The sequence below is a fragment of the Actinomadura rubrisoli genome (genome assembly GCF_004349215.1).
Lineage (GTDB): Bacteria > Actinomycetota > Actinomycetes > Streptosporangiales > Streptosporangiaceae > Spirillospora > Spirillospora rubrisoli.
Genome location: NZ_SMKU01000127.1, coordinates 1 through 24564, shown reverse-complemented (window position 1 = coordinate 24564; position 24564 = coordinate 1). Strand labels below are relative to the sequence as shown.

Here is a 24564-nt window from a genome sequence, read left to right as displayed (position 1 = left end):
GCCGTGCTGAGGCCCGCGGTGTCCGGATCGGGCTCCGGCGGGTCGGGGTGGCCGAGGTGGGCGCCGGCCTTGTTCAGCTCGTCCAGCAGCTCGGGGAACGGCGGGAGGTGGTCGTCCCACTCCAGGAGGGTGGGGACGGGGCCGGCCAGCGACGTCGCGAGCCGGTACAGCTCCCACACCGGCTCCGCGACGGGACGGTCATGGGTGTCGATCAGGTGGCCGCCCATGTCGGTGTGGCCCGCCACATGGATCTGCCTCACCCGGTCGTGCGGGAGCGCGCGGACGTACTCCTCCGGGTCGAAGTCGTGGTTGACGGCCGAGACGTAGACGTTGTTGACGTCCAGCAGCAGCTCGCATCCCGACTCCTCGCACAGCCGCGCCAGGAACTCCCACTCGGTCATCGTCGAGTGCGCGAACGCCGCGTACGTGCTCGGGTTCTCCAGGACGAGCGGCCGCTCCAGCACGTCCTGCACGGTGCGGATCCGGCGGGCCATGTGCAGCAGCGCCCGCTCGGTGAACGGGACCGGCAGCAGCTCGTGGGTGTTCACGCCCGCCACCCCGGTCCAGCACACGTGGTCGGACACCCAGCGCGCGCCCGTGGCGGCGGCCAGCCGGCGCAACCCGTCCAGATGGACCATGTCGAGCGGGTCGGTGCTCCCGATCGACAGCGACACGCCGTGCATGACGATCGGATACCGCTCGGCGATCCCGTCCAGGGCGTGGCGGGGGTAGCCGCCCGAGTCCATGAAGTTCTCGGAGATGATCTCGAACCAGCCGACGTCGGGCCACTCGGCGAGCACGTGGGGCAGGTGGGACGAGCGGAGGCCGAGCCCCAGCCCGAGGCCGGGGGCCGCCGTGCCGGCCCCCGGCCCGTCCGCCCGCTCGCGTCCCGCCGTCATGGCGCGGCGGTCGTGCCGCCGGGCCGGGCCTTCTCGTAGTCGGGGACGAGGCCGTCGGGCCAGCCCTCGCCGGGGGCGGGGCCGAACGGGACGCCGGCCTCGAACATCCGCTGCTCGAACACCTTGCGGGCCCGCTTCCACACGCTGGTCCCCCGGTAGGGCCCCGCCGCGTGCACCCGGCTCTCGTTGATCGGGCTGGCGCAGCTGCCCGACCAGCGGCAGTGCTGCGCGCCGGGGATCGCCTGCTCGGCCTCGTGCCCGGTGTAACCGCAGCCGCCCTGCCCGGCGCACTCGTTGGCGCCGTGGCAGATGTGCGAGACGGTGGCGCACTCGCCCATCCCCGCCATGACGCCCGTCCCGTCCCGCCCGTGCCCGGCGCAGGCGTTCAGGCCCATGCACACGTGCAGCTCGGGGACGGGTTTCGGCGGCGGCGCCGGACGCTCGGGCCCGGACTCGCTGGCGTCCTCACGTGCGCGCTCACCGTCCGAGCCGCCGTTGACGAACTTCTTGACGTCGGTGTAGGTGAGCCGAGGGTCTCTTCCGTCCGGCGGGGTCGACATGTTCCGTCCTTTCTCGGCGGGGGCCGTGCGGGGGGCTCAGGTGGATCTCAGTCGTCGGCGTCCTGGGTGCAGTTGAATCCGACGACCTTCTCGGGGAGCGTGGCCTCGCCTGCGGGGAAGCCCTCCTCCTCGACCTCCTCGCACTGGAACTTCGGGTCGGAGCTCTTGCGCGAGGTGATGGCGAACTTCTCGTTGATCGGGCCCTTCTTGGGGGCGCCCTCGGAGCCGGAGCAGTTCGGCCACCCCCACCCCTTGCCCTTCTTGCCGACGTACGTCCGGTCGCAGGTGTAGGTGAGGTCGTCGTCGCGCAGCTCGGCGGCCGCGGGCGCGTTCGCCGTGGTGCGCGCGGCAGTGGACGACGGCGGTCCGGCGATGGCGCTCGCCGAAGCGGGCACCGCGGACGCGACGGCGAGGGTGACGATCGCGGCGGGCAGCAGGAGGCGATTGGGGGGATTCATGCCGTTCAAGGGGAGCTCCCGATGTGAGATGACTTCTCGCAACAGAATAGTCACACTGAGTGACGAAATGGAGGCCAGGATTGTGTCACCGGCCCCGGAGCCAGGTATCGCGAAGTCGAGGGCCCCGGACGAGGCGCTAGGCCTCTTGTTGTGCGGTGGCTCGGCGTTCGCGTTGGGGGAGCACCGTGTACTTCGGGTCTTGTGCGGATTGCATCCCGGCGTGGAAGACGCCGAACCGGGTGCAGGCGGAGGCGGCGAGCAGGGTCGTGCCGCTGAGGGCCGCCGCGGCGCGGCTGCGGCCCGCCAGCAGGGTGCTCGCGGCCGTGCCCGCGGCCGACAGAAGCCCGGCCGCGCGCATGAGGCGTCCGGCCCTGCCCTCCTTGTACGGCTCGGCGATCATTCCGAGGCGGCGCTCCATGAGCCGCAGGGAGGCGACCTCCAGGGCCGTGCCGAAGGCGGCGGCGCCGCGGGCGGGGCCGTTCTCGCCGAGCGGGGACGCGATGAGCGCCATGCCCGAGGCCGCGGCGGCCGCCGAGCCGACGAAGACGAAGGGCAGCTCCCGGTGGGCCTCGTGCCAGGCGGGCACCGCCGTGTCGGCGGCCAGCACGGCGGTGTAGGCGGCGACGGCGGAGCCCAGCGCGGCGGCCCCGGCCGTGGCCGCCGCGCCCAGGCGCGGGAACAGCCCGGTGGCGTCCAGGACGGCGGCGGCGCCCGCGGCCGGGCCGTAGGCCGCGAGCAGCCAGGAGCCGACGCTCATCGGCGAGGTCGGCTTCATGACGCGCAGCATGTGGTGGAACCGCGCGGGCCGTCCGAGATCGTGGACGAGCGCGGCGGCCGAGCCGGTGATGGCGGCGAGCGAGGAGACCTTCATGGCCCGCGCGGTGGCGGGACGGCCGGTGAGCTGCGCCCCGGCGGCCAGCACCGATCCCGCGCCCGCCAGCCCGCCGAGGAAGAAGTACCCGGCGATGTCGAGGGCCTTCCAGGTGGGCGGGTTGAGGACGGGCCTGCCGTAGTAGGAGGTGAACTCGGCGTCGGGTACCATCGCCCGCTCGCCGCGCCGCCGGCGCCCGCCGCGATGGTGGCGGCCCTTGCCGACGCGGGCCTCGCGGTCCGGCCGCTCGCCGCGAACGCCCTCCCTGCCGACGTCGGAGGTGCTCATCGCCGTCCTCCCCGCAGCCCGTCCACGGCGAAGACGGCGGCGAGCCCGCCGAGCATCGCCGCCGCGGCGGCGCCGGCGTGCCGCCACATGGACGGAAGGTCGCGGGTGGTGACCACGGGGTCCGGCGGCAGGCCGTACACCTCCGGGTCGTCCAGCAGCAGGAAGAACGCGCCGTCGCCGCCGACGCCGTCGTCCGGGTCCTCGCCGTACAGGCGCGCGTCGGACACGCCGAGGCCGTGGAGCTGGTCGACGCGCGCGGCGGCCCGCTCCCGCAGTTCCTCCAGCGGCCCGTACTGGATCGAGTCCGTCGGGCACGCCTTGGCGCAGGCCGGCTCCTGCCCGGCGCCGAGCCGGTCGTAGCACATCGTGCACTTCCAGACCCGGCCGTCGCCCTTGCGCTGGTCGATGACGCCGTAGGGGCACGCGGGCACGCAGTAGCCGCACCCGTTGCAGATGTCCTGCTGGACGACGACGGTCCCGAACTCGGTCCGGAACAGCGAGCCGGTGGGGCAGACGTCCAGGCACGCCGCGTGCGTGCAGTGCTTGCACACGTCGGACGCCATGAGCCAGCGCAGGCCCGCGTCCCCGCCGGAGCCCTCCGCCTGCTCGACGGTCTTGTTCTGCTCGATGAACGCGACGTGCCGCCAGGTGTCGGCGCCGAGCCCCTGGGTGTTGTCGTAGGACATGCCGGTGAACTCCAGGCCGTCCTCGGGGATGGCGTTCCACTCCTTGCAGGCGACCTCGCACGCCTTGCAGCCGATGCACACCGAGGTGTCGGTGAAGAAGCCCGCCCGGGGCGGCGGGTCCCGGTGGCCCGCGTCGCGGGCCACCTCGGGCTCGGCCCCGGCGAGCAGGTTGCGTCCGATCAGGCCGCTCATCCCGTGCCCTCCATCCTGTCGGCGGTGACCGTCCCCCGGATCGAGCTTGCGGCCCCTTCGCTGGACGGCGGACAAACCGCTGACACCGTTCCCCGCCAGGAGCGCCCTACACCCTCCGGCCCCTCCCGATCGGTCGCTCACTGTGGCGAATTGGTGGCATTCTGGCGTTTTTCCGGGCCCGCCAGGGGTTCAGACTCGGGTTCTAGGCGTTCTGAACGACCACTGAATTTCGATTGACTCTTTTCCTGGAACGGTCCGCGACCCAAAACGGGCGATCTTTGAAACTTGGACGTTCCGAAGCCGCAGATTGGACGGCCCGCAGGGCTCCCCGGCTCCCGTCCGCATGCGCCTGAACGCATTTTGTGCAAAGTTAAAAGTTGGAGATTGACCGGCCCTAACCCAAAAGTTACTCTTCGTCGAGATCCTGGATCACGTTCCAACTCTTCGGCCGCCGAAAAGTCACATCCACCCCAAGCGAAGAGGAATCGCATGCGTAAAGGGATCGCCATTTCCGCCGCCGCTGCCGCCACCGTGGCGATGACGTCCATGGCCGTCGCCCCGGCTTCCGCCGCCCCGCTCCGGGGCCGCGGTCCGCACGGCGTCACCATCGAGATCGCGACGGTCAACGGCTCTGGTTGCCCGAAGGACACGGCCGCCGTGGCCGTGTCGGACGACAAGGAGGCGTTCACCGTCACCTACAGCGCCTACACGGCCCAGGCCGGCGGCAACGTCGCCTCGACCGACTGGCGCAAGAACTGCCAGATCAACATGAAGGTGCATGTCCCGCAGGGCTTCACCTACGCGATCGCCTCGACCGACTACCGCGGGTTCGCGTCCCTGGAGCCGGGCGCCTCCGCCGTGGAGAAGGCCAGCTACTACTTCCAGGGTATGCAGGACACCCGGTCGATCTCGCACAACCTCAAGGGAACCTACGCCGACAACTGGCAGTTCTCCGACGTGAACGATGTCGCACAGCTGGTCTACAAGCCCTGCGGCGAGGAGCGGAACTTCAACATCAACACCGAGCTCCGCGTGACCAAGGGAACCGACGCCACCAAGACCAGCTTCATCTCCATGGACTCCACCGACGGCAGCTACAAGACGACGTACCACTTCGCCTGGAAGCGCTGCCCGTAGTTCGGGAAATCCATTCGCATCAGCCGTGCCCGCAATTCCTGCGGCACCGAGGTGTGGATAGCACACGATTTCACTGCCTCATCCCGTAGAGGAGAGAATCCCCCATGCGCAAGGCAATCACCGCCTCAGCGGCGTGCGCGGCCGCCCTGGCACTGACCGGGTCAATGGCCCCATCGGCGTCAGCGGCCGAGACCCCGCCGCCGGACCGGGTCGTCCTCGACGTCCTCACCGTGAACGGTTCCGGCTGCCCTGCCGGTACCGCCGCGGTGGCGATGGCGAGCGACAACACCGCGTTCACCGTCACCTACAGCGACTACCTGGCCCAGGCTGGCGGGAGCTCGCAGGCGACCGACTTCCGTAAGAACTGCCAGATCAACCTGCGCGTCCACGTGCCGCAGGGCTTCACCTACGCCGTGGCCGGCGCGGACTACCGGGGATTCGCGTCCCTGGCGTCCGGAGCGTCCGGTCTCGAGCGGGCGAGCTACTACCACCAGGGCATGCAGCAGACCACGCCGGTCAGCCACACGCTCAAGGGGTCGTACTCCGACAACTGGCAGTTCTCCGACCGCACGCCGGTCACCGAGCTGGTCTTCAAGCCTTGCGGTGAGGACCGTAACTTCAACATCAACACCGAGCTGCGCGTGAACAAGGGCAGCTCCGACCCGTCGGAGACCAGCTTCATGGCCTTCGACTCCACGGACGGCAGCTACAAGACGACGTACCACTTCGCCTGGAAGAAGTGCCCAGGCGCCTGACGGCCCTCTCCGGCCGGGCCGCGTCCTCTCTCGGGGGAGGACGCGGTCGCACGTCCCCCGCCGGCGGAGCCGCCGGGGATCTGAGGGTCCGCCCCCAGAAGCGATATTGACTTGCGGCGGGGCGTTGCCATGAGGCGCTTCATGGCAACGACCCGCCGCAAGCCGCCGCCCGGCGCCCTAGGCGCGGGCCAGGTGGCGGGAGATGACCAGCCGCTGGATCTGGTTCGTGCCCTCGAAGATCTGCATGACCTTCGTGGGGAGAAAGTAGCTTCGGCGTCTCGGTGTCGCTCTAGGCGTGGGCGGCTGGTCGGTACTGACCCTGTTCACCTGCGCAAATCAAAACGAGACGTGCTCCACGTGCGCTGGCTCGAAGCATGGTGTGAGGTCGACCGAGCATCGGCTGCCGCCCCTTCCAGACTATTTCGGGAGACGATTGGGAGACGATCATGCCTTCTTCTTGCGTGGTGCTCCGTCAGCAACGCGTCCACGAAGGGTACGGAGGACCCTGGCGCGAGAGCGAGGCGTTCGTCGAGGGTCTGCTCCCAGCGGGCCTGGAGCCTGGCGCGCAGGTTCTCTCGCATGGACTGTGACACGTGCGAGTAAGTGCCGCCGATGCCCGGGAGGGTGTGTCCGAACCGGTCGTAGGCGAGCACTCTCGGAGTGCCGAGTTCATCAAGCATGACCCGGTGAGAATGCCGCAAGCCGTGCGGAGTAAGGCCAGCCTTCAACGGCAGCCAGCAGGCCAGCTCTCGGTAACGCACGTGTCCAGAGTCGCGAGCGGCGTCGATACGCCGACCGTGGGTCTTGGTCGGCCGCCCGGACGCCGACCGGCATCGGCTCCCCGGCCGCGCGGCGCAGCGAGGACAGTCGACCTCCTCGGCGTCGATGATCGGCAGGTCATAGCGGGGAATTCCTCGCACGACCGGTGGTTCCCAATCGGCTCCGGTCGCGGCCGGCCACGCGGGTGTGAGCGGTGCGCCTGGGAAGCCGGAAGAGCATTCGAGCAGCACGGGCCGGGGCGGGCTCCCGATAGAGCGGCCGTCCCGCGGGGGCCTGGCGGGGCCGAATCCGGTCACCGCCTGCAGCCATGGGAAGTCCTTGTAGGCGGCGTGCAGATGGTGGCCGCCCGACTTGTTGGGGAACAGGAACTTGCTGCCGCCGCAGTCGCATCCGCAGTCGGCCGGAAGGTTCTTGGCGATCTGGTAGTCGAGGAGCTGGGTCAGGAAGGGCGGCAAGTCCACCGCGCCGAAGAAATCCGGGTCGTCATTGCGCAGGGAGCCATCCTTGGGCGGTTTGAGAACGAAGGGCCCACCGTTCGGCGGCGACAACTGCACGTCGACCACGAGCTTGTCCCCAAGATAGGCAGGACGCTGCAGCCCCATCAGCTCTCCCCACCGCAGTCCGCACCAGCCGCAGGTAGTCCACATGATGAAGTCGTCGTCCCGGCCGGTCTGCGCCGCGGTTCGCTCGGCGAGCAGGAACATTGTCAGCGGCGTGAGCCAGGGCCGCTCGGACTTCGCCTGGATGAGCCGCCGCACGCTGACCCGACCGCGCCTTCGACGGCGGGTCGCGGCGTTGACGTCCACCATCCCGGCGTCCCGGGCGTCGCCAAGGATGGTGGCGAACAGCGACCGGCAGTTCTCCACCACGTTGGGCTTGTACCGCTTCCGCAGCCTGATCTCCCATGCCTGAACCCCCTCCCGGCCGAAGAGAGCGTTGACGGGGAGGTGGCCGAAAGCGGGGAGGATCCGTAGGCGCAGATGCTGGTCATACGCCTTCCAAGAACCGTCTTCGAGGTCCTGGGCGGGTAGCCATTTGGTCATGGCCCATTCGCGCAGGGTGATCTCTCCCGCATAGGGATCGCGCTCCCCGCGTGCGCGGCGTCGCCCGGCGAGCATCAGCTTCCACTGGTCGAGGGTTACACCCTCGACCAGTGGGCCCTCCCACAGGGCGACAAGTTTCCGGATCTCGGACTCCTTGTCGTTGGCGGCGTTGTCGGCGGCCGCCCGGGTGGTGAACGGGTCCCCGTTCTTGTCCGCGGACACGGTGCCCCATATGGGGACGACGCCTGGGGGATTGCGGTACCGGCCCCGGTAGTAGCGACCGCGTTTCTCGGCGTAGGCCATTGAGAATGGCCGGGCGCCTACCTCGGTACGGGTGAACGCCCGGCGTCTCCTTTCTGGGAGGTCTTGACGGTCAGCGGAGGTAGATTTCGAGCCCCAGCAGGGGAGATGAGGTGGACCTCAAACCGACAGTTCCTACCCGTAGGCGGATGCGGGCCACCGGGCGGGGGGCCTTGCACGCGGGACTCCTCTGTGCCGTCGTCGGCTCGTATACCAGGAGAAGCGCCGGCGTCGTCTGACATTATGGCCGACATGCCTCGCGACGTCGTGCACCATCTTTACCTCGACCCCGCCAGGGATCTCGTCCCCTACTGCGGGGTGATCCCCGGTCCCGACGCGGAGGCAGGCGACTGGCACACCGGTCGCGATCGGGATCTGCTGCTGGAGTGCGTCTCCGCAGGTTTGGCATGCTGCGCCACCTGCCTCTCCGTCGAGGCTCTCGGCGGATGGACGCCGCTCATCATGGAAGAGAACTGATCGCCACGGCCGTGCCGCTGCGCCGAAGTTGATGTCACTGCCCCGGAACCGCAGAGCCACCATCACGCGCGATCCCGCCCCACCCACAGGGCACCCTCCCCATTCGTCGCCGAACAAACATTCGACCATTTGTGCCACTTCTGTGACACAGTGGCTGGCAAACAAGGATGCCGCAGGGAATACCGCAGACGGATGCAGAGGGAGACAATCATGATCGCCGGGACCGCCAAGCGGGCCGCAGCCGCCGCGGCTCTGACCATCGTGGCCGCTCCCGCGCTCTCCGCCTGCGGCGGAAGCGACCTCGACGGCGCCTACTACGACAAGAGCGGCAGAATCACCATCGACGGAGGAAGCGTCACCTACCATACGCTCGGATGCGAAAGCACCGGGAAGAGCGCCGTCATCATCAACGACAAGGCGAAGAAGACCGGCGAACTCAACGACGCGGGCGACCAGGTCATCTGGTCGGGCGGTGGCGGCACCAAGCCGATCACCGTCAGCAAGAACGGCGACACCATCGACATCGACGGCAAGCGGTACGCCGTGATGGACGAGAAAGAAGCCATGGACGGGTACAAGCACATGTGCGGGCAGAATTGAACCGCAACATCGGTGACGTCGTCCTCAACGCGGCGGAAAGGACCTCCAGGTCGAACGCCCGAGTGCAGGGCGATCTCGGGTGCCTGGTGCAACCCCTTAAACGGTGCGACCTGGACGCAGCGAGATGACCTGGACCGCGACGCCGTGCAGCCGGTGGATGGCAGCGATGACGGCGGCCCGCTCACCAGTGGGACCGGCCGCCACACCCGTACCGCACCGGTCAGGGAGCAGTTGGCTGAGGTCGCTGAAACCATCACCTACCTCGACCAGGACGCCTCCGAGGACGTCGACGAGGAGCCCGCCCACACCCCGCATAGACCGCTTGCACGCGAGGACCTGGCGGCCGAACTCGCCGACCAGATCCGCGTCTCACCCGATAGCTGGCGACCCGACTACACAAAACTGATGGCGCGTACGGGCATGGGCCGACGCTGGTGCGGCTGCCTCGTGCGGGACGCCAGCGCGAGGGCCGCACAGCCGCACGCACCGGTCCCGCACGATCCGCGCGCCCGGCAGCTCTAACGACGGCACGGGCACGATCACCACCGAGGACGAGTGAGTCCGGACCGTAGGCGTGGTGGCTCACTCACGCTGCAGTGGTCTACGGACTATTGGTCGCGGTCCAGGAGCGTGTGCGGGTAGCCGTGGTGGATCTGCTCGCTGAGCGGGACGCCGAGTCCCTCGATGAAGGCGGTCAGTTCGGTGATGGCGGCCTCGATGGAGTCGGCGTCGCCTTTGAACTTCAAGATAACGGCCGACGATCTTCTTGCCCGCATCCGTGCCCTGGCTGCTCTGCGACACGTTGGTGGAAGTCTTGATGCTCTGGGTGTCGATGATGCACGCGGTCGGTTCGGGCTTGCGGTCCGCCTCGTCTCTTCGTTCCTGCAGCCCGACCCAACACGTCCGCCCGCACCCCGGCGATAGATCTTTATGGCGGACGGACCTCACCGCCGAAGGTGGCGGAAAATCGCCGAAAGATGGCGGTCCATCGACGGGTATCGCTATGCGTGATGTGTGAGGATCAGGTTCACCCGTCAGGCGTGGTACCAGAACACCACTCGCTTTCCGGTGTTTTCCCGGTGGGTTGTTCGCTGATCTGTTCACCGATGTCAATTGTCGCCGTTCGTCGTACAGGAGGATCGCCTATGAGGCTCGTCAAGTCCATGTCGCGGGTGCTGGCGGTGCTGGGGACCCTTGTCCTCGCATTCGCAGGGTTCGCGGGCATCGGCAACGCCCAGGCAACGAGTTCCGGAGACGTTGGCGCACAAGCGGTCTACCACTTCGTCCGCAACATCGGCTCCGAGAACGGCTGTATGGACCTGACCTCGTTCAACGAGGACACACCCGCGACGCTCTACCGCTGCTACAGCGCCAGCGGGTACTGGTACTTCGCGGATGACCGAACCATCCGCAACGGCCCTGGCAGCGGCCAATCACTCTGCTTGGACCCCGATTCGTATGCCACCCACGCGCAGGTGCGCCTGAAGAGGTGCTACGACGCCGCACGCCAGAAGTGGCACCACTCCGAAACCAACAACACCATCGTCAGTGAAGGCAGCGGCTCCAACATGTGCCTGGACCTCAGGTCCTACGCCAACCAAACCCCGGTGACCCTGTACCCGTGCCACGGCGGTGCGAGCCAGCAGTGGTCGTACGACTAACGAATCCGGACGTCGGAAGGGCGGGGGTGCGTGGTCCACACCCCCGCCCTTTCTGCGAGCAAGCCGGCCCGAAGATGTTCGCAGTCATGACAACAACATCAGCCGCGCAGCGCGCTGACCGGCTCGATCGCCGCAGCTCGCACCGCCCGGATACGCACCGGCGAGCAGACCGGGGTCTGTCCAGGTAAGGGCTCTGTCGCTAAACCACACCCCGTACAGTCCCGCGGCCCTGGGGAGAGTCTCATCCACACCGTGCGTGAAGAACTTCCTCGTGCACCGCGTAGGGACGCTTACTTCGCAAAGTTCAGGCTGACGCCTGCCAGGCCCGCGGAGCACGGATGGGGAGGCACGCGTTGTCAAGCTGTTCTTGGTGTCATCGCAGCGGCGGGTGTAGCTCCGACGCAGGGATTGGCTGAGCTGGGTGTTCATACTTGGGCTGTTTGATCGCAGGACCGGCCTTCACTGTGGGCGCGGGCGTGCGAGGCGGTGGTGGCGTTGGGCTCGTTGCAGGAGGAGTTGGCGCGCCGGTTGGCCGAGTCCAGGCAGCGCATCAACGGGCTTCGCGAGCAGTTGGCCGAGGTGCAGTCGCGTCTGGAGGCCGAGGAAGATCGGTGCTCCGGTATCCGGCGCGGACTGCCTGCCAGCGTCGGCACTTGCCGCACGACCCACCGCACACGTGAGACGAGGACAATCCCTTACAAAACTCCCACTGAGAGGACGTTTGAGTATTTTCAGTACGGATCAGCTTTTGCCGCCGAGCTCTTTGTGTCGATCGGTATGATACCGGCGTTTTTGCGCATCTGAAGGTGGACGCGACCAGGCCCGCTTCACCGCGATATGGCGGCCGGATTCCATCTGGTGTGAGCTTGTCAGAGAAGCGCCGTGCTCGATGCTTCCGGGACGCGGCGGCCCGCACGTAGTAGGGCTCTGTGGCATGCCCCCCCGACGCGCGCGCCCCTCCGACCTCTCCGACGCCCGCTGGGCCTTGATCGAGCCGACCCTCACCGCATGGCGCCAGGCTCGGCCCGACCGCCGGCCCACCGGAGAGCCGGCCCCCACCGACCTGCGGGAGATCTTCAATGCGATCCTGTATGTCAGCCGGACGGGAATCGCCTGAGCGCGGAGCCACCTTGGGAATCGACGTCGAAGTCGTCCCCAGAAACACCCGAACCAGCGGCTTTCATGTCGTCAAACGCCGCTGGGTGGTGGAAAGAAGCCTGGGCTGGCTCGTGCTCCACCGACGTCTGACGCGCGACTACGAGACCTCGGCATCCAGCGCCGAAGCCATGATCCACATCGCGGTGATCGATAACGCAAGCAAACGCATAACCGGCGAAACCACACCAACCTGGCGAGGGACATACCAGGGCGAAAAGCTCAAACCAAACGCCCTCTCAGAAGAATCACGGTGGGCGGCCCCTGAAGCGGTGCAGCAGGATCATGCTCATCGCCAGGTGGGTGGCGTTCTCCGGGGTGACGGCCAGATACCCGTAGTCCTTGGACAACCGTCGGTACTTGCCCGGCCAGCCGAAGGAGCGCTCCACCGCCCAGCGGCGCAGCCCCACTGCAGACCGTGGGACCTGGTGGGCCACAGCGTCGCCTTTGACCTGCATGATGTAGCCGGTCCCACGCTCGTCCAGCGCGCCGTGGAACCGGCTGTTGTCGCCGTATCCGGTGTCCGCGGCCACCGGCGGCGGATGCAAACCTTGTTCGGCCAGGGCATCGAGCATCTGCACCGCCATCATCCACTTGGGACGGTGCTGCTGGCCGGCGGAGACCCCGCAACGATCCCGGCGGGCGACCACCGCCGGCCGGGCATCGTCGTCTACAGCCTGCTGGTCCCATGACCTGGGCATGAACACCCCGCCAGTCCAGCCGACACCAGGCGGTGTCGGTGACCGCGTGCACGCTCTCACCCCGATCTGACAGTTGGCGACCTTGCCCAGGGCCTCGGAATACTGCCGCGCCCCACGCGGCGAGCTCTTGCCGTCCTTGGGGGATCCGGTGTCTTCGGCCGTGCCGAAGCTGCGATCCGGGTCGTACTACCCCGAGTGGCTCCTGGGGCGGCGGCGGGCTCAGTGCCCGGTCAGGTCACGGCGGGCGGCGTGCGTGCGGAAGACATGACGATAGGTCAGTGGAGACTGGCCGGTGACCCGCTTGAACTGATGGCGGAAGGTGGCCGCTGTGCCGAAACCCGTGCGTCTGGAGACCTCTTCGATCGCCGCGTCAGAGGTCTCCAGGAGTTCCTGGGCCAGGCGGATCCTCTGCCGCAACAGCCACTGCATCGGGGTTACGCCCATGATCTCGTGGAAGCGGCGGGCCAGGGTCCGTTCGCTCATCCGGGCGATCCTGGCGAACTCGGCGACCGTGAGCGGCTGGTCCAGGTGCTCGCGGACCCAGTCCAGCAGCGGGGTTATCCCGTCGCTCTCATCGGCCTGGACAAGCAACCTGGAGACCTGCGTCTGCGTGGCCTCCCGCGGCGGCGGGGCCACCATGCGGCGGGCGATCTCGTGCGCGACCGACGCCCCGAAGTCGCGGCGCACCACGTGGAGGCACGCGTCGATCGCCGCGGCCGTGCCGGCCGAGGTCAGCACGTCGCCGTCGTCGGTGTAGAGCACGCCGGTGTCCACGTGGGCGGCGGGAAACCGGTGGGCGAAGTCGTCGGCGTTCATCCAGTGGGTGGTGACCGTGCGCCCGTCGAGTAGCCCGGCGGCGGCGAGCACGTAGGCCCCGGTGCACAGGGAGACGATCCGGCGGCCACGCTCGTGGGCCGCACGCACGGCCTCCGTCAACGGTGCGGGCGGATTGACCTGGACGCCCCTGGCGAGAGCGGGCACCAGGACCGTGTCGGCCTCCACCAGATCCTCCAGACCGTGGGGAGCGTGGATCCGCATCCCGGCCGAGTTCCGCAGCGGTCCCGGCTCAGCCGCGCACAGCCGCAGGTCGTACCAGGGTTCGACGATGTCGCTGCGGTCCACCCCGAAGACCTCGCAGGGCACGGCCAGCTCGAAGGTCGGCATGGCGTCCGTCACCGCGACCGCCACGATATGGCGGCGTCCAGCATCCTTCGTTGGCATATCGGCGTTCTTCCTCTGATCGGTACCGTTGCGCGAGCCTAGAGGGGGTTCGGGCGGAGTACGCCGGAAGGGGGCCGGGTCCGGACGCCGACCGGAGAACGTCAGCTCTGTCCGGTCTCCGGAAACACGTCTATCCAGGTCAGCGGGCCGACAGCAGGTTGTGCGCCAATCCGGTCCCATAGCCCGCACGATGGTCCGCCGCCGAAACGCGGCTTCCGATCTGGACGTCTGACCGGCGTTTTCACGCGGACGCGGCCCCTCTCCGGAGTACTCCGGCCGAGCTCGGGATGGACGTCCCGCCGACCGGTGGAGTGGAGGACCTGGAGTAATCCAGCACCGTCCTCCTCCCTTTTCCCATGGACCCGGACGAGTTCGTAGCCGTCGCGGACCAGCATCCGCTGGGCCACACAAGCGGGGCGTGCGGTCCGACGCGTCGGGCGTGCTCGCCGGCCCTGTCCTCGAAGGCGTGGGCGGCCTGGTCGTCGTGCAGGTGGTCGTAATCGCCGAGCACGAGCCGCCGCCGGCCTTCCAGCGCGACGATCGCTGGGCCATCACGGGACCGGATGGCGCGCTCCAGCCGCGCGGCGACGTCCCGCAGCAGGCCAAAGGACGTTTCGCTCACCCGGCTGGTCACTCCTCGGACGATTCGTCACGGATCTTGGCCAAGTCGCGAGTCTTGAAGGTGCGGTAGGTGTCCATCACCTGTGCGAAGGCGCGGTCTCCCAGGTTGGACAGGTAGAGCAGGATGCGGGTGAGATCGGTGCGTTGGCGGTGCCCCGCCCGGGGCGGCGCCTTGTCGATCTCGGTCCGTCCGGCTCTCGCAGCCCGGCCGGCGGCTCCTCCATCGTCGCCATTGCATCGTGCAGGTCGATCTTCGTGCGCCCACACCATGCTTCATCTTGAAGTCTCTCGCATCGGGCCCGGGACGGGGGCGCAGAGCCGAAGGCCATCGTCGCTGGGAGGTCACGGCGGTGATGAAGGTCGTCATCTGTCGATGCAGGAGATTGTTTGCGTCGGCTGCTTCCCGCACGATGGCCAGTGCCGCGTCGACGCCGTCGCGCCCGGATCACCCAGATGGTGCATCTCCTCCGCAGCCGAAGCGAGGACCAGTCGAGCCCGGCTGACCACGTGAGGCGCGCTTCTTAGTTTCGCGATCGGGGATGGAGCCGATCCGGCAGGTCCGCCAGCGGGAAGACCTTCCAGAAGTACGCGTCCGCCGCGTGCTGATCGCCGGGGTAGTTGATCGCCTCGGCGATACGGCCGTCCTTGATGCGGAAGGCCAGCGCCCAGGTGATGTCCAGGCCCTTGGGCCTTGTGCTCCACCCGCGGTGCAGGTCGACCACCCAGTCACCGTCCGCCGCCAGGAAGATCGTCTCGGCTTTGAAGCCCGCCCGGCCGAGCGCCTCGAAGAATGCCAGCACCTCGTCCGGGCCCTCCTTCGCGCCGGCCAGGGGATGGTGTCCGGGGATGGTCCAGAGGATGTCCCGGGCGAAGAACCTCGTGCGCAGAGCTTGGAGATCGCCCTTTCCATAGGCATCGTAATACTCGCGGATCAGGGTGACGTTCGGATGCTCGCGAGGCTTGCCTACAGGCGCCGCCGCAGCAGGCTCGGGGCCCGCGATGGCCGCGGCGGCCGCAGCCGCCGCAGTGACACCGGCGGCGCGCAACAGGTTCGCGCGAGAGATCTCGGTCAAGAGGAGCTCCTTTTCGGAAACGGGGACAACGCTTGTCCCGCTCATGTGGTGGTCGTAGAGGAGGACGGCGATGGCCAGTGCGCCCAACGCCGCGACGGCGGCGGCGAGGTAGGCCGTGTGATATTCCGTCAGCACGCTCGACTGACCGCCGGACGTCCCTGCCATGTGGGCGACCGTCACCAGCGCCGCCACGCCCAGGCTGTCGCCGAGTTGCTGCGCCGTGACATTGAGGGCGCCGGCGACGCCGTGGCGGGCCTGCGGCACCCCAGCGAGGGGCGCGGCCGTGATGGCGGCGAACGCAAGGCCCTGACCCACGCTCATGACGACGACGCCGGGCAGGATGTGCGTGAGGTAGTTGCAGCCGGGAGTCGTCCATGGCGAATCGGTCACCGATAACGGGCAGCGCCGCGCTCACGATTGCGACGCTGCCGGTGTCGATGGCCAGGCCCGCCGCCAGGACGACCAACGCCGGCCAGGTCCACCGGCTGACGGATTCAGAGGCGTTCCCCTGCCGGGGGGCGAGTTCAGTGGTCACGTGAGCTCCAGTCGAGCCGAAGGATTTCCGGTCCGCGGTCCGGTCCGCGGTTCCGCAGCGGCCTGTCAGGCGGTGGCGGCCCTACGGCCCGCCCGATGGCGTTCTCCGCGGATCCAGGATCAGCCGGCACGCGGGTCCGGTGCCCAGCCGGCGCCCTCGCGAATGAGCTGTCCCCATTGGCCCGCCATCGATCGCGGGCTTTCCGCGCGCCGCACGCCAGCGGCTCAGTAGCGGCCCGCAACATCGCGGATCAGCCCGTCATGGATCAGGAATGCGTAGGAGAAGCTCTCGCCACCGCCCCCGCTCGTCTTGAAGTCATAGTTCACGACATACCGGTCGCCGTCCCAGCGGCTCCCGGTGGCCTTGTAGTGGCCGCCGACGTCGAGCACTTCGGGAATGAGGAAGCGATTCATGATGTCCGCGCGCGACAGGTAGATGCGGCCGACGCTGTCAAACCGGGCGTTTTCGGTGAAGGTGGCTTCGACTCCTTTCTCGTCGCCCGCGTTGGCCGCGTCCACAAAGCGGCGCGCGACCCGTTCGGCCCCTGCCTTGTCGACGGGCACGGCATTATTGGACGTCCGAGGGGAATTCGAGGCGCCCGCCCCTGTGCTGACGCCCGCGGGACCTTCCGGCGAACCGTCAGTCTCTTCCGCGCCACCGCAACCGGTGAGCAGTACCGCCGCCACCGTTGCCAAGCCGATGTGCTTACGAAAGCGCATGACGGAATCTCCAGCTCCTGCCATTTTCATTCCTTCGGGTCCCGGCCGATGGGCGGGACCCCGTACCCCCGGGCCCGGCAACCGCGGGGCTTGGCTGGCGAGCCGAGGGCGGCCCTCCGCTGCCGAAGGACGTCCGCTGAGCTCAGCAAAGCGCGGACTCCCCGCGCGAGTCCAAGACCTCTGTCTATGCAAAAAACGCATGGGCTCGGCCCCGTGACCGATCACCCGCTCAAGGTGATGCCCGAGGTCACGCCGGGTGACGAGCACGGTCTTGCAGGCGAAACCGACCCTCGCGCCCCCGAAGCCGCCGTGGCGTCCGCGGGGTCAACGTTGGTCAGGACGTCCCGGTGAAGGGACGGCACCGACCCCAGGACGTCCTGGCGCGGCGATGAGTCACAGGTCGAGCCGCCCGGGCGGACCAAGTGTTGAAGGCGTCCGATCAGGGGTCACGGTGGTCTCTTTCCGAGGTGGCGAGGGAATGTGAGACCCATGCCCATACAGTTAACGCATAGATCAGCCCCTGGGTCAGGGAGGCCTGCGCATGGACGTGGACACGCGTTCCCTGCGATATTTCATCGAGCTCGCCGAACAACTGAACTTCACCCGCGCCTCAGAACGGCTCTTCGTCTCCCAGCCCGCACTGAGCCGAAGGATCCGCCAGCTTGAAGAAGACCTGCGCACGCCGCTGTTCGAGCGGACCGGTCGCGAGGTCCTGCTGACTGCCGCGGGCGAGGCGCTCCTCCCGCTCGCGCGGCAGCTCCTCGCAGACTGGCAGGCGGCCCAGCGCACCGCGCGCATCGTGGCCGCGGCCAGGTCACGCATCCTGCGAGTCGGATTCGAGGCTTCGGGGGCCGGGACGATGGCCACCCAGGTCTACACCGAGTTCATGCGGCGGCACCCCGATTCCTCCGTCGAGCCCAAGCGCTTCGAGTGGGGCGGGGAGGTGATGGCGCTGCGCGAGGGCCTGGTCGACGTCGCCTTCGTCTGGCTCCCCGCCGACACCACCGGATTGCACACCGAGATCGTGGCCGTTGAGCGGCGCATGGCCGGGCTGGCCGCCGGACATCCGCTGGCCGGACAGGACACGGTCTCGATCCTGGAGCTGAACGACGAGCCGATCGCCTGGACCCGCCAGGCGCCCAGGGACTGGGTCGACTGGTGGGCGGTGAACCCGCGTCCCGACGGGCGGGAGCCGCTCTGGGGACCGGAGAACGACAACGTCGAGGAAATGCTCGAACACGTGGCCTCCGGCCGGGCGATCTGCATCAGCCCCGAGTCGATGACACTGCACTACAGCCGTCCGGATCTGGCTTGGGTGCCCGTGAACGACGTCTCACCGCTGCGCATCGCCCTCTGCTGGCCGGTGAGCACCACCAACCAGTCCGTCGCCGACTTCGCCGCCGTGGTCAGGCTACTGTCCAGAAAGTCCATGTCCGCCACGGCCCGCCCCCCGATCCCCCGAGAAGCCCGCGGGACCGGCGATTGACACAGACACCATGCGGACGCGCCACTGTGCAGATGCGGCGGGAGCGCGGACACGGCGCTTTGGGTCCTTGCCCCCGATGCTCGGTTCCTCCGTGCCTGGAAGGCGGCCAGGGGCCGCTAAGAATTTGAGCGGGCGCGCCCCGGGCCGGTGCTCGTGACTCAGGAGCCTGGCCATAGGTCCCGTCACTGGTCTGTCCGTCCACCGGCCCGGCGCGTGCCACCCGACGTTTCTCACACGAAGGCGGTCGGTCCAGGACGGCACGAGGCGGCAAGAAGCCGGCGGCGGACCTGTCATTCACGCTCCCCAACAGCGTGTCCCGTCCAACTGGAGTACGGACGGGTTCCCTGAACCTGTTGTCGGCGGCACAACCGCATCCCAGCAGGTCATTGCCCACCCTTGCCTTCAGGTCGCAGTCCCACAGTATTCTGCCGCTTTAGCCAGGATTCCTGGCGCAGCTCGTGTAATCTCCCAGCCTGTGGTTGATTCCAGGAGTCATCTATCGCCCGTCGTCCAGCCGGACGCCGGTGGTGGCGATGACGAACTGGACTCAGGTCTTAGGCCAGAGCCGGGGCTGGCGGGCGTGGTGACGTTGCAGCGTCGCAAGGCCGCCGAGCTCAGAGAGGGCGACGAGGAGAGCTTCTTCCTGGACACCCTCGCCGAGTACCAATGGGCCCGGGACTCCTCCGGGTTGGCCGCGTCCACGCTGGATCGGCTGACCAAGCCGGTCCTGGAGGTCTGCGAGCACTATGGGCTGGCGCCGTGGCGGCTGAGCCCGCGGCAGGTTGACAAGTACTTCGCTGGCGTCGGCAAGCGCGGCCGCGGCACGGTCCGGCAGAAGATGAACCGGATCGACAGCTACTTCGCCTTCCTGGAGCAGCGGTACGCCGGTGAGATCGCCCGCCGCTACGGGGTCGCGGTGGAGTCGCCGGTCGATCCGTTCAACCGGCCTCGGCACCGCGGCGACTTCGGGTTGCGGGTGCCGCCGTCGCAGCGGGCGGTGCGGGAGTTCTTCGCTCGCTGGCGTGGCTCCCTGGACCAGGCCCGCAAGCCGTTGATCGCCCGCCGTGACTATGTGATGGGCAAGCTCACCTATATCTCCGCTGTCCGCGCCGCCGAGTTGTGCGCCGTGAATATCGGTGACCTGCACTGGGAGTCTGGGCAGTGGGGCAGGTTCCTGGTCAATGGCAAGGGTGCCCGCGGGTCGGGCCCGCGTCCGCGCCAGGCCTACATGTTCGAGGAAGGCCGTGCGCTGCTGTGGTGGTGGATCGAGGACTGCCGTGGCGGTTTCGCCGACGACCCCGACGATCCGTACGCTCCACTGTTCCCGTCCGAACGGCTCCCGGGGTCGGTGTGGGCGCTGAACGTGCCGACATCGGGGATCGCGGTGACGCCGTCGACGTTCCGCCGCGCGTTGAAGATCGCCGGGCAGCGGTTCTTGACCGGCCCGGTGCGGCACCTGTATCCCCACTTGCTGCGTCATGCTGCGGCGACCCACAACTATGAACGTGGGATGTCGCTGTGGGAGGTGCAGAAGATGCTCGGACATGATCGCCCGACGACCACGGTCTCCTACCTGGCGACCGCGCACGCCGATCCGGAGCAGGCGAGTCTGGCCGCTGCTGGGCGGGCGGTGCAGCGCCTGACGATGGACAAGGGGAATCTGAGGTGAAGTGGAACCTGCGGTGGGCGGCGGCCAAGCGCGACATCTGGCGGCCCAGTGATCTGCTCCCGGTGTTCGAGGCGGTCGGGTTCACGCCGTCGTTGAGCAAGGTCGCGGCGCTGTGGAGCGGCAAGCCGATCTCGGTCCGGCTGGATGACCTGGACAAGATCTGTGCCGCTCTGGGCTGCACCGTCGCCGATCTGCTGGAGGCCGAGCCCGTCGCCATCGTCGACGGCGAGCACGAGCAGCCACAGCGGGCGGTCGGCGATAGCGGAACGGCAGGCGGGCCGGTGCGGCCGACATCGCGTCGGGGCGGGCAGCGGCGTTCGCTTCCGCCGAACTGACGATGGGGCAGCATTGGCCGTTCGGGCAGTGCCGGGTCTGCTTGGGGTGGGGGGAGAAGCCGCAGTACGCCGATTGCGGTGCCTGCTCGCCTTGGAGGCGCCACCACCCCGGCCGGGCACCGTGTCGACGATGCGGGCACGACAGCCACCTCAATACCGACGGGCTATGCCGCCTGTGTCTGCTCACCATCCGGCTGGACGACCCGGAATGGATCATCCAGCCGACCCGCGAGTGTGCATCCCAGCTCATACTGATCATTCCCGGAGATCGCCTCCCCGGTTCGCAGCCGCTGAACCGGCCACCACGAGGCAAGGCGTCGAGCCGCCGCCGGCCACACGCGTGGACCGAGCGCCTGCGAACCGCCAACGCCCAGCCTGCCGATGATCCCCGGATGCTACCGCCGACGCTTCCGGGGCAGCTCACGCTGTTCCGGCCAAGACGACAACTCCCCGAGAAGTACGAGTCGCGCATCCGTGACCGCGTCCTGCGCGGCCAGGACGCGGTGAAAACGACCGCGTTCGCCCTTGCCGATGAACACGGATTCTCCAAGAGCACCAAGTATGGGCTGGTCTGCAACGCCCGGCTCATGCTGGCTGTGCGCGACGCCGACGGCGAAGACCTCGTCCCGGCCGACGCGCTCGATGACCTGCCACGGTTCGGCAACCACGTCGCCGAGGTGTTGCGGCGAGCCGGAATCCTTGGTCCACGCCGTGTCTCCCCGATCAAGCTCGGTGCTACCAACCACCGCTTCTCGCTGGTAGAACCGGTCAAGCCGAACAATCCCTCGGCGGCGCGCGGTTGCCTCGACTGCGGCTGCTGGGGTGTCCACACCCATCAACGCTGCGGTCCTTGCCATTCCTGGAAATTCACCCTTCCCCATCCTGCCGGCGTCTGTGCCCGGTGTCAGCGGTCCGGGTCCCCAGTCCGGGCCGACCGGCTCTGCCGGGCATGTTCGGTACAAATCGCCGAAAACGGCCTTCACACCGCCGACCAGCCTGGGACGCAGCTGTGGTTGGGGGGCACGTTCGCGCCCAAACTCCTACACCGCGCCGGCCAGCTCGGCTACGAGGTTCCCCACCAGCGCCCGCGCCGGACCATCGCGGCTCACCGGCCGCCGCAGGATCTGATCTCGCCGCATCTGGTCGATCCTGCCCAGAGTGTGCTGTTCGACGCGCGCAGGGACTGGACCTGCTCCGCTGCCGGCTCGTCACGCCAGTTGCCCGCGCTGACTCCCTCGGCCAAGGAACTGCTGGCGCAGTTCCACCGCTACGCCCGCGGCCGAGGCTGGGAGGATCCGATGCGCGCCGCGGCCGCCCGCGGTTTGGGCATCGTGCTGGCCTGGGTCGGTGCCGATGCCCGATCCACGAAGCAGACATCAGGTCTCTGCCCTCCGACCTGCCGGGCACCAATGCCCGCCGCGTCGTGCAGTTCCTCACCGACCGGGGTTTGATCATCCCTGACCTCGACTCCCAGGTCGACGTCCACGAACAGGCCATCGATCAACGGATCCAGGCGTTGCCCGCTGGCTTGGCTGAGGACCTTCACCGCTGGGTGCGGGTTCTGCGCGGACAGGGACGCCGACCCCACCCCGCACGGTCGTTCGAGACCATCCGCAAAAACCTCGGCTACGCCTACCCGGTGCTTCAGCAGTGGGGATCCGAGCACGACAGCCTCCGGGAGATCACCCCGCAGCACATCGAGAGCGCATTGAGCGGGCTAACCGGTCACCAGGCCAGGGGCCGCCTTACCGCGCTGCGCAGCCTGTTTCGCGCTCTCAAACAGGAACGGCTCATCTTCGGTGACCCCATCAGGGGCTTCGCGCTCGCCGCGGTCGTAAGGCTGCCCACCGCGATCCCCACCGACCGGCTACGAGGACTGATCGACCGCGCCAGCGGCCCATTTGCCAAGCTCGTGGTCGCGCTTGTCGCGGTCCACGGCCTCGGCACACGTGAGGTCGCCGAGCTGCGGCTGGCCGACCTCGATCTGGCAGGCGGCAAGCTCGTCGTCCGCCGCGCTGGCGGCCGCCACATCGTCCACCTTGACGAGATCACTCACCGGCTCACTGTGGCCTGGCTGCGGGAACGGCACCGCCGCTGGCCGGCAACCGCCAACCCGCACCTGCTGGTCAGCCAGCAGACCGCCCACATGGACACCAAGCCGCCCATCTCCAGACCGGTCATCAATGGAGTCTTCCGGCCGCTGAGCGTGGGTCCGGCCGCCTTGAGGCAGGACCGGATCCTCGACGAGGCCCGCTACACCGCAGACCCCGTGCACCTCATGCGCGTGTTCGGCATCAGCGTCACCACCGCCATGAACTACATTCACGCCGCCCACCCCGAACGACGATCCACACTGCCCCGATAGCTACGGCTCCACCCCCTCACGGGCCACTCAGAACCGGCCCCCAAACGCAACCAGGTCAGCTCGCTGAAGGACCAGGAGGTCGTGCGGGCCTCCATCTAACCAGGGTTAATTGGTGATGGCGGGTGTGGTGTGAAGGGTGAGACCGGTGGTGACCAGGCAGCCTTCGATCACTTCGGGGTGGTGCTGGATCACTTTGAGCCGATGCTTGATCATGCCGGTCAGGTGGTCCAGGTCGGTGGCCAGGAAGTTGGCCATGGAGCGCTTCAGCAGGGACCAGACGCTTTCGGTCGGGTCGAGGTCGGGGGCGTAGGCCGGCAGGTAGAACACCGACAGCCAGTCGGCGTGGGCGTCGACGAACGCACGCATCGATCTGGAGTGGTGGATGTTGAGGTTGTCCCAGACCGGGACGATCTTCCCGCCGGGCAGCTGCTGGTGAGCGGCCTGCAGCAGGGACTTGTACTCGGTCAGGGTGAACGCGGCGCGTTCACCCTGGCGGCGGCGGTAGTGGTGCAGCCGGTAGATCAGCCGGGGGCGCATCCCGGGCCGGTAGCAGACGAGCCCGGCGACCGAGATCCGGCCGCCGTGGTCACCGCCGTGCACTCTCACCTGCGGCCGATGTCCCCGCCGGCTCCAGGACCGTCCGCCCGGCGGCCTGAGCCCTTGACCGGTCTCATCGAGGAAACAGATCCAGGCGCCCAGGTCGCCCGCGGTGCTTCCACCTGCGGCCACACCCGCCGCTTCCACACCTCGATGGCCTCATCGTCGCGTTCGATCGCGCGGCGCCCCGGGACCTGTACCGACCAGCCGTTACGGCGCAAAAGCAGCGACACCCCCGGCAGGGAATAACCGATTCCGAACAACTCGCCGATCAGCGCAGCCACCCGTCCCAGCGTCCACCGCTGGTCATCGGCGTACCCGTGCGCGGCAGGGCCGCGGTTCAACTCCGCCTCCAACCGCGCGAACATCGCCTCGTCCAAGCGCTGCCGCCGATGCGGCCCCCTGGACCGCAACGCCTCGGCCCCACCCTGGCGCCAGGCCTGCCGCCACTTCTCCACCTGCCGAACACCGACCCGCAACTCGGTGGCGATCCACGCGTTCGGCCTGCCCTCACCGAACCACTGCGCGGCCTGCATCCGCACCTGCTTACGTCTCTGCCGGCCGGCGTCCGGTCAGGTTGCGTCCGCGGAGGTGGTGTATGAGTTTGACTTGGTCAGAGGGCGTGGCGTCGTGACGTGAGACGGCCATCGCGTGATCCTTCGAATCGACCAAGATCAGAAGGAGAAGTGAACGCGATGGCCGTGGACAACAGTGTGGACCCTGCAGGCTGGCTGGCCGAGCAGATCGGGGCTTGTGAGCCCGATGTGTTGCGGTCGATGGTCAAGACGATGGCCGAGGCGCTGATGAGCGCGGAGGCCGACGCGGTCTGCGGCGCCGGCTACGGGCAGCGATCCGACGAGCGGGTCAACCGCCGCAACGGCTACCGGCAGCGGGACTGGGATACCCGCGCCGGCACCGTCGAGCTGGCGATTCCCAAGCTGCGGTCGGGGTCGTACTTCCCCGAGTGGCTGCTGGAACGCCGCCGCCGGGCCGAGCAGGCCCTGGTCAGCGTGGTGGCCACCTCCTATCTGCTGGGGGTGTCGACGCGGCGGGTGGACAAGCTGGTCGAGCAGATGGGCATCAAGGGCATCTCCAAAAGCCAGGTCAGCGAGATGTCCAAGGTGCTGGACGCGCAGGTGGCCGCGTTCCGCAACCGGCCGCTGGAGGGCGGCCCGTATGCGTTCGTGTGGGTGGACGCCCTCACCCAGAAGGTCCGCGAGGGCGGCCGTGTCGTGAACACGGGGCTTCCCCCCGAAATGTGGACACCGATTTCAGGCGGTAGCGGTCAGGCTACCGGTGGTTTCTCGTAGTTGATCGGTGAGAGTTGGCCGAGGCGGGAGTGCCTGCGGCGGGTGTTGTAGCGGGTGGCCCAGCGGAAGA

At 68.3% G+C, this 24564-nt stretch carries 27 protein-coding genes and 4 pseudogenes; 15 read left to right on the top strand and 16 right to left on the bottom strand.

The features are described 5' to 3' along the window. From bufB to E1298_RS23080, 5 genes are all read right to left on the bottom strand, one after another. A partial coding sequence (gene bufB / locus E1298_RS23100; RefSeq protein ID WP_131896581.1) for an MNIO family bufferin maturase occupies positions 1-899 on the bottom strand: 899 nt, incomplete at its 3' end. Continuing rightward, positions 896-1459 carry a hypothetical protein gene (locus tag E1298_RS23095; RefSeq protein WP_131896579.1) on the bottom strand — a complete coding sequence of 188 codons (564 nt, stop codon included), beginning with the start codon at positions 1457-1459 and terminating at the stop codon, positions 896-898. The genes E1298_RS23095 and bufB, both read right to left, overlap by 4 nt. Before the next feature lie 47 nt (positions 1460-1506). Beyond that, on the bottom strand, positions 1507-1917 hold the full coding sequence (locus E1298_RS23090) for a hypothetical protein (protein WP_131896577.1): 411 nt from the start codon (positions 1915-1917) through the stop codon (positions 1507-1509). Positions 1918-2053: 136 nt separating this feature from the next. Continuing rightward, positions 2054-3076, bottom strand: a complete 1023-nt coding sequence (gene nrfD / locus E1298_RS23085; RefSeq protein WP_131896575.1) for an NrfD/PsrC family molybdoenzyme membrane anchor subunit — start codon at positions 3074-3076, stop codon at positions 2054-2056. Further along, complete coding sequence (locus E1298_RS23080) at positions 3073-3954, bottom strand: 4Fe-4S dicluster domain-containing protein (RefSeq protein WP_207944789.1); 882 nt, start codon at positions 3952-3954, stop codon at positions 3073-3075. Before E1298_RS23080 ends, nrfD begins: the two co-directional genes overlap by 4 nt. Positions 3955-4443: 489 nt before the next feature. Here E1298_RS23080 and E1298_RS23075 point away from each other — a divergent pair, with 489 nt between their 5' ends. Next, positions 4444-5091, top strand: a complete 648-nt coding sequence (locus E1298_RS23075) for a DUF4360 domain-containing protein (protein ID WP_131896573.1) — start codon at positions 4444-4446, stop codon at positions 5089-5091. A 104-nt stretch (positions 5092-5195) separates the two neighbouring features. Further along, positions 5196-5846, top strand: a complete 651-nt coding sequence (locus E1298_RS23070; RefSeq protein ID WP_131896571.1) for a DUF4360 domain-containing protein — start codon at positions 5196-5198, stop codon at positions 5844-5846. Between the two features lie 323 nt (positions 5847-6169). On the opposite strand, the gene E1298_RS23065 is transcribed toward E1298_RS23070, so the two are convergent. After that, positions 6170-7891 (bottom strand): zinc finger domain-containing protein, encoded by a 1722-nt coding sequence (locus tag E1298_RS23065; RefSeq protein ID WP_131896569.1) that lies wholly within the window; start codon positions 7889-7891, stop codon positions 6170-6172. 330 nt (positions 7892-8221) lie between these two features. Between E1298_RS23065 and E1298_RS23060 the strand changes: the two genes are divergently transcribed. From E1298_RS23060 to E1298_RS23050, 3 genes are all read left to right on the top strand, one after another. Further along, on the top strand, positions 8222-8446 hold the full coding sequence (locus E1298_RS23060) for a hypothetical protein (RefSeq protein WP_131896567.1): 225 nt from the start codon (positions 8222-8224) through the stop codon (positions 8444-8446). A 210-nt stretch (positions 8447-8656) separates the two neighbouring features. Next, positions 8657-9046, top strand: a complete 390-nt coding sequence (locus E1298_RS23055; protein WP_131896565.1) for a hypothetical protein — start codon at positions 8657-8659, stop codon at positions 9044-9046. Positions 9047-9190: 144 nt separating this feature from the next. Then, entirely contained in the window at positions 9191-9568 is a 378-nt protein-coding gene (locus tag E1298_RS23050; RefSeq protein WP_131896563.1) for a hypothetical protein, read from the top strand. A gap of 86 nt (positions 9569-9654) precedes the next feature. Here the strand turns inward: E1298_RS23050 and E1298_RS48325 are convergent, their stop codons facing one another. Both E1298_RS48325 and E1298_RS23045 read right to left on the bottom strand, forming a co-directional pair. Then, a complete protein-coding gene (locus tag E1298_RS48325; RefSeq protein WP_165975612.1) occupies positions 9655-9792 on the bottom strand; it encodes a hypothetical protein in 138 nt (45 codons plus the stop codon). Positions 9793-9796: 4 nt separating this feature from the next. Further along, positions 9797-9922 (bottom strand): annotated as a pseudogene (locus tag E1298_RS23045) (IS5/IS1182 family transposase); the annotation flags it as partial. A 269-nt stretch (positions 9923-10191) separates the two neighbouring features. Between E1298_RS23045 and E1298_RS23040 the strand changes: the two are divergent. The 4 genes and pseudogenes from E1298_RS23040 to E1298_RS52115 all read left to right on the top strand — a co-directional run. After that, on the top strand, positions 10192-10707 hold the full coding sequence (locus E1298_RS23040) for an RICIN domain-containing protein (protein ID WP_165975614.1): 516 nt from the start codon (positions 10192-10194) through the stop codon (positions 10705-10707). A 495-nt stretch (positions 10708-11202) separates the two neighbouring features. Next, on the top strand, positions 11203-11511 hold the full coding sequence (locus tag E1298_RS23035) for a hypothetical protein (protein ID WP_131896559.1): 309 nt from the start codon (positions 11203-11205) through the stop codon (positions 11509-11511). Positions 11512-11596: 85 nt separating this feature from the next. Beyond that, complete coding sequence (locus E1298_RS52120; protein WP_481726136.1) at positions 11597-11824, top strand: transposase; 228 nt, start codon at positions 11597-11599, stop codon at positions 11822-11824. Beyond that, a pseudogene (locus E1298_RS52115) lies at positions 11823-12071 on the top strand (transposase); the annotation flags it as partial. The gene E1298_RS52120 and the pseudogene E1298_RS52115, both read left to right, overlap by 2 nt. A 39-nt stretch (positions 12072-12110) precedes the next feature. Here the strand turns inward: E1298_RS52115 and E1298_RS23025 are convergent. From E1298_RS23025 to E1298_RS23000, 6 genes and pseudogenes are all read right to left on the bottom strand, one after another. Then, positions 12111-12707, bottom strand: a pseudogene (locus E1298_RS23025) (transposase); the annotation flags it as partial. Between the two features lie 75 nt (positions 12708-12782). Next, positions 12783-13784, bottom strand: a complete 1002-nt coding sequence (locus tag E1298_RS23020) for a helix-turn-helix domain-containing protein (RefSeq protein ID WP_131896557.1) — start codon at positions 13782-13784, stop codon at positions 12783-12785. A gap of 241 nt (positions 13785-14025) precedes the next feature. Beyond that, positions 14026-14406: a hypothetical protein gene (locus E1298_RS23015; RefSeq protein ID WP_131896555.1), complete on the bottom strand. Its 381-nt coding sequence runs from the start codon at positions 14404-14406 to the stop codon at positions 14026-14028. An 8-nt stretch (positions 14407-14414) separates the two neighbouring features. Then, the gene (locus tag E1298_RS23010) at positions 14415-14675 is read right to left on the bottom strand and encodes a hypothetical protein (protein ID WP_131896553.1); all 261 of its coding nucleotides are present in this window, start codon (positions 14673-14675) and stop codon (positions 14415-14417) included. A gap of 251 nt (positions 14676-14926) precedes the next feature. Beyond that, the gene (locus E1298_RS49615; RefSeq protein ID WP_207944787.1) at positions 14927-15868 is read right to left on the bottom strand and encodes a nuclear transport factor 2 family protein; all 942 of its coding nucleotides are present in this window, start codon (positions 15866-15868) and stop codon (positions 14927-14929) included. A gap of 369 nt (positions 15869-16237) precedes the next feature. Beyond that, entirely contained in the window at positions 16238-16732 is a 495-nt protein-coding gene (locus E1298_RS23000; protein WP_131896551.1) for a Cif family virulence factor, read from the bottom strand. A 541-nt stretch (positions 16733-17273) separates the two neighbouring features. Between E1298_RS23000 and E1298_RS22995 the strand changes: the two genes are divergently transcribed. The 5 genes from E1298_RS22995 to E1298_RS22975 all read left to right on the top strand — a co-directional run bounded on the left by E1298_RS22995 (position 17274) and on the right by E1298_RS22975 (position 22587). Next, complete coding sequence (locus tag E1298_RS22995; protein ID WP_207944786.1) at positions 17274-18218, top strand: LysR family transcriptional regulator; 945 nt, start codon at positions 17274-17276, stop codon at positions 18216-18218. Positions 18219-18801: 583 nt separating this feature from the next. Continuing rightward, positions 18802-19887 carry a tyrosine-type recombinase/integrase gene (locus E1298_RS22990; RefSeq protein ID WP_207944785.1) on the top strand — a complete coding sequence of 362 codons (1086 nt, stop codon included), beginning with the start codon at positions 18802-18804 and terminating at the stop codon, positions 19885-19887. Further along, complete coding sequence (locus E1298_RS22985) at positions 19884-20222, top strand: helix-turn-helix domain-containing protein (RefSeq protein WP_131896549.1); 339 nt, start codon at positions 19884-19886, stop codon at positions 20220-20222. The genes E1298_RS22990 and E1298_RS22985 overlap by 4 nt, the downstream gene beginning before the upstream one ends. Positions 20223-20614: 392 nt before the next feature. Continuing rightward, positions 20615-21673, top strand: a complete 1059-nt coding sequence (locus E1298_RS22980; protein ID WP_131896547.1) for a hypothetical protein — start codon at positions 20615-20617, stop codon at positions 21671-21673. Then, positions 21670-22587, top strand: coding sequence for a site-specific integrase (locus E1298_RS22975; protein WP_131896545.1), 918 nt, complete (start codon positions 21670-21672; stop codon positions 22585-22587). The genes E1298_RS22980 and E1298_RS22975 overlap by 4 nt, the downstream gene beginning before the upstream one ends. 105 nt (positions 22588-22692) lie before the next feature. Here the strand turns inward: E1298_RS22975 and E1298_RS22970 are convergent, their stop codons facing one another. Both E1298_RS22970 and E1298_RS22965 read right to left on the bottom strand, forming a co-directional pair. Then, entirely contained in the window at positions 22693-23274 is a 582-nt protein-coding gene (locus E1298_RS22970; protein ID WP_243725749.1) for a transposase, read from the bottom strand. Continuing rightward, positions 23190-23720, bottom strand: coding sequence for a winged helix-turn-helix domain-containing protein (locus tag E1298_RS22965; protein ID WP_207944784.1), 531 nt, complete (start codon positions 23718-23720; stop codon positions 23190-23192). The genes E1298_RS22970 and E1298_RS22965 overlap by 85 nt, the downstream gene beginning before the upstream one ends. A 159-nt stretch (positions 23721-23879) precedes the next feature. Between E1298_RS22965 and E1298_RS22960 the strand changes: the two are divergent. Beyond that, positions 23880-24422, top strand: a pseudogene (locus tag E1298_RS22960) (transposase); the annotation flags it as partial. Positions 24423-24564: the final 142 nt, after the last annotated feature.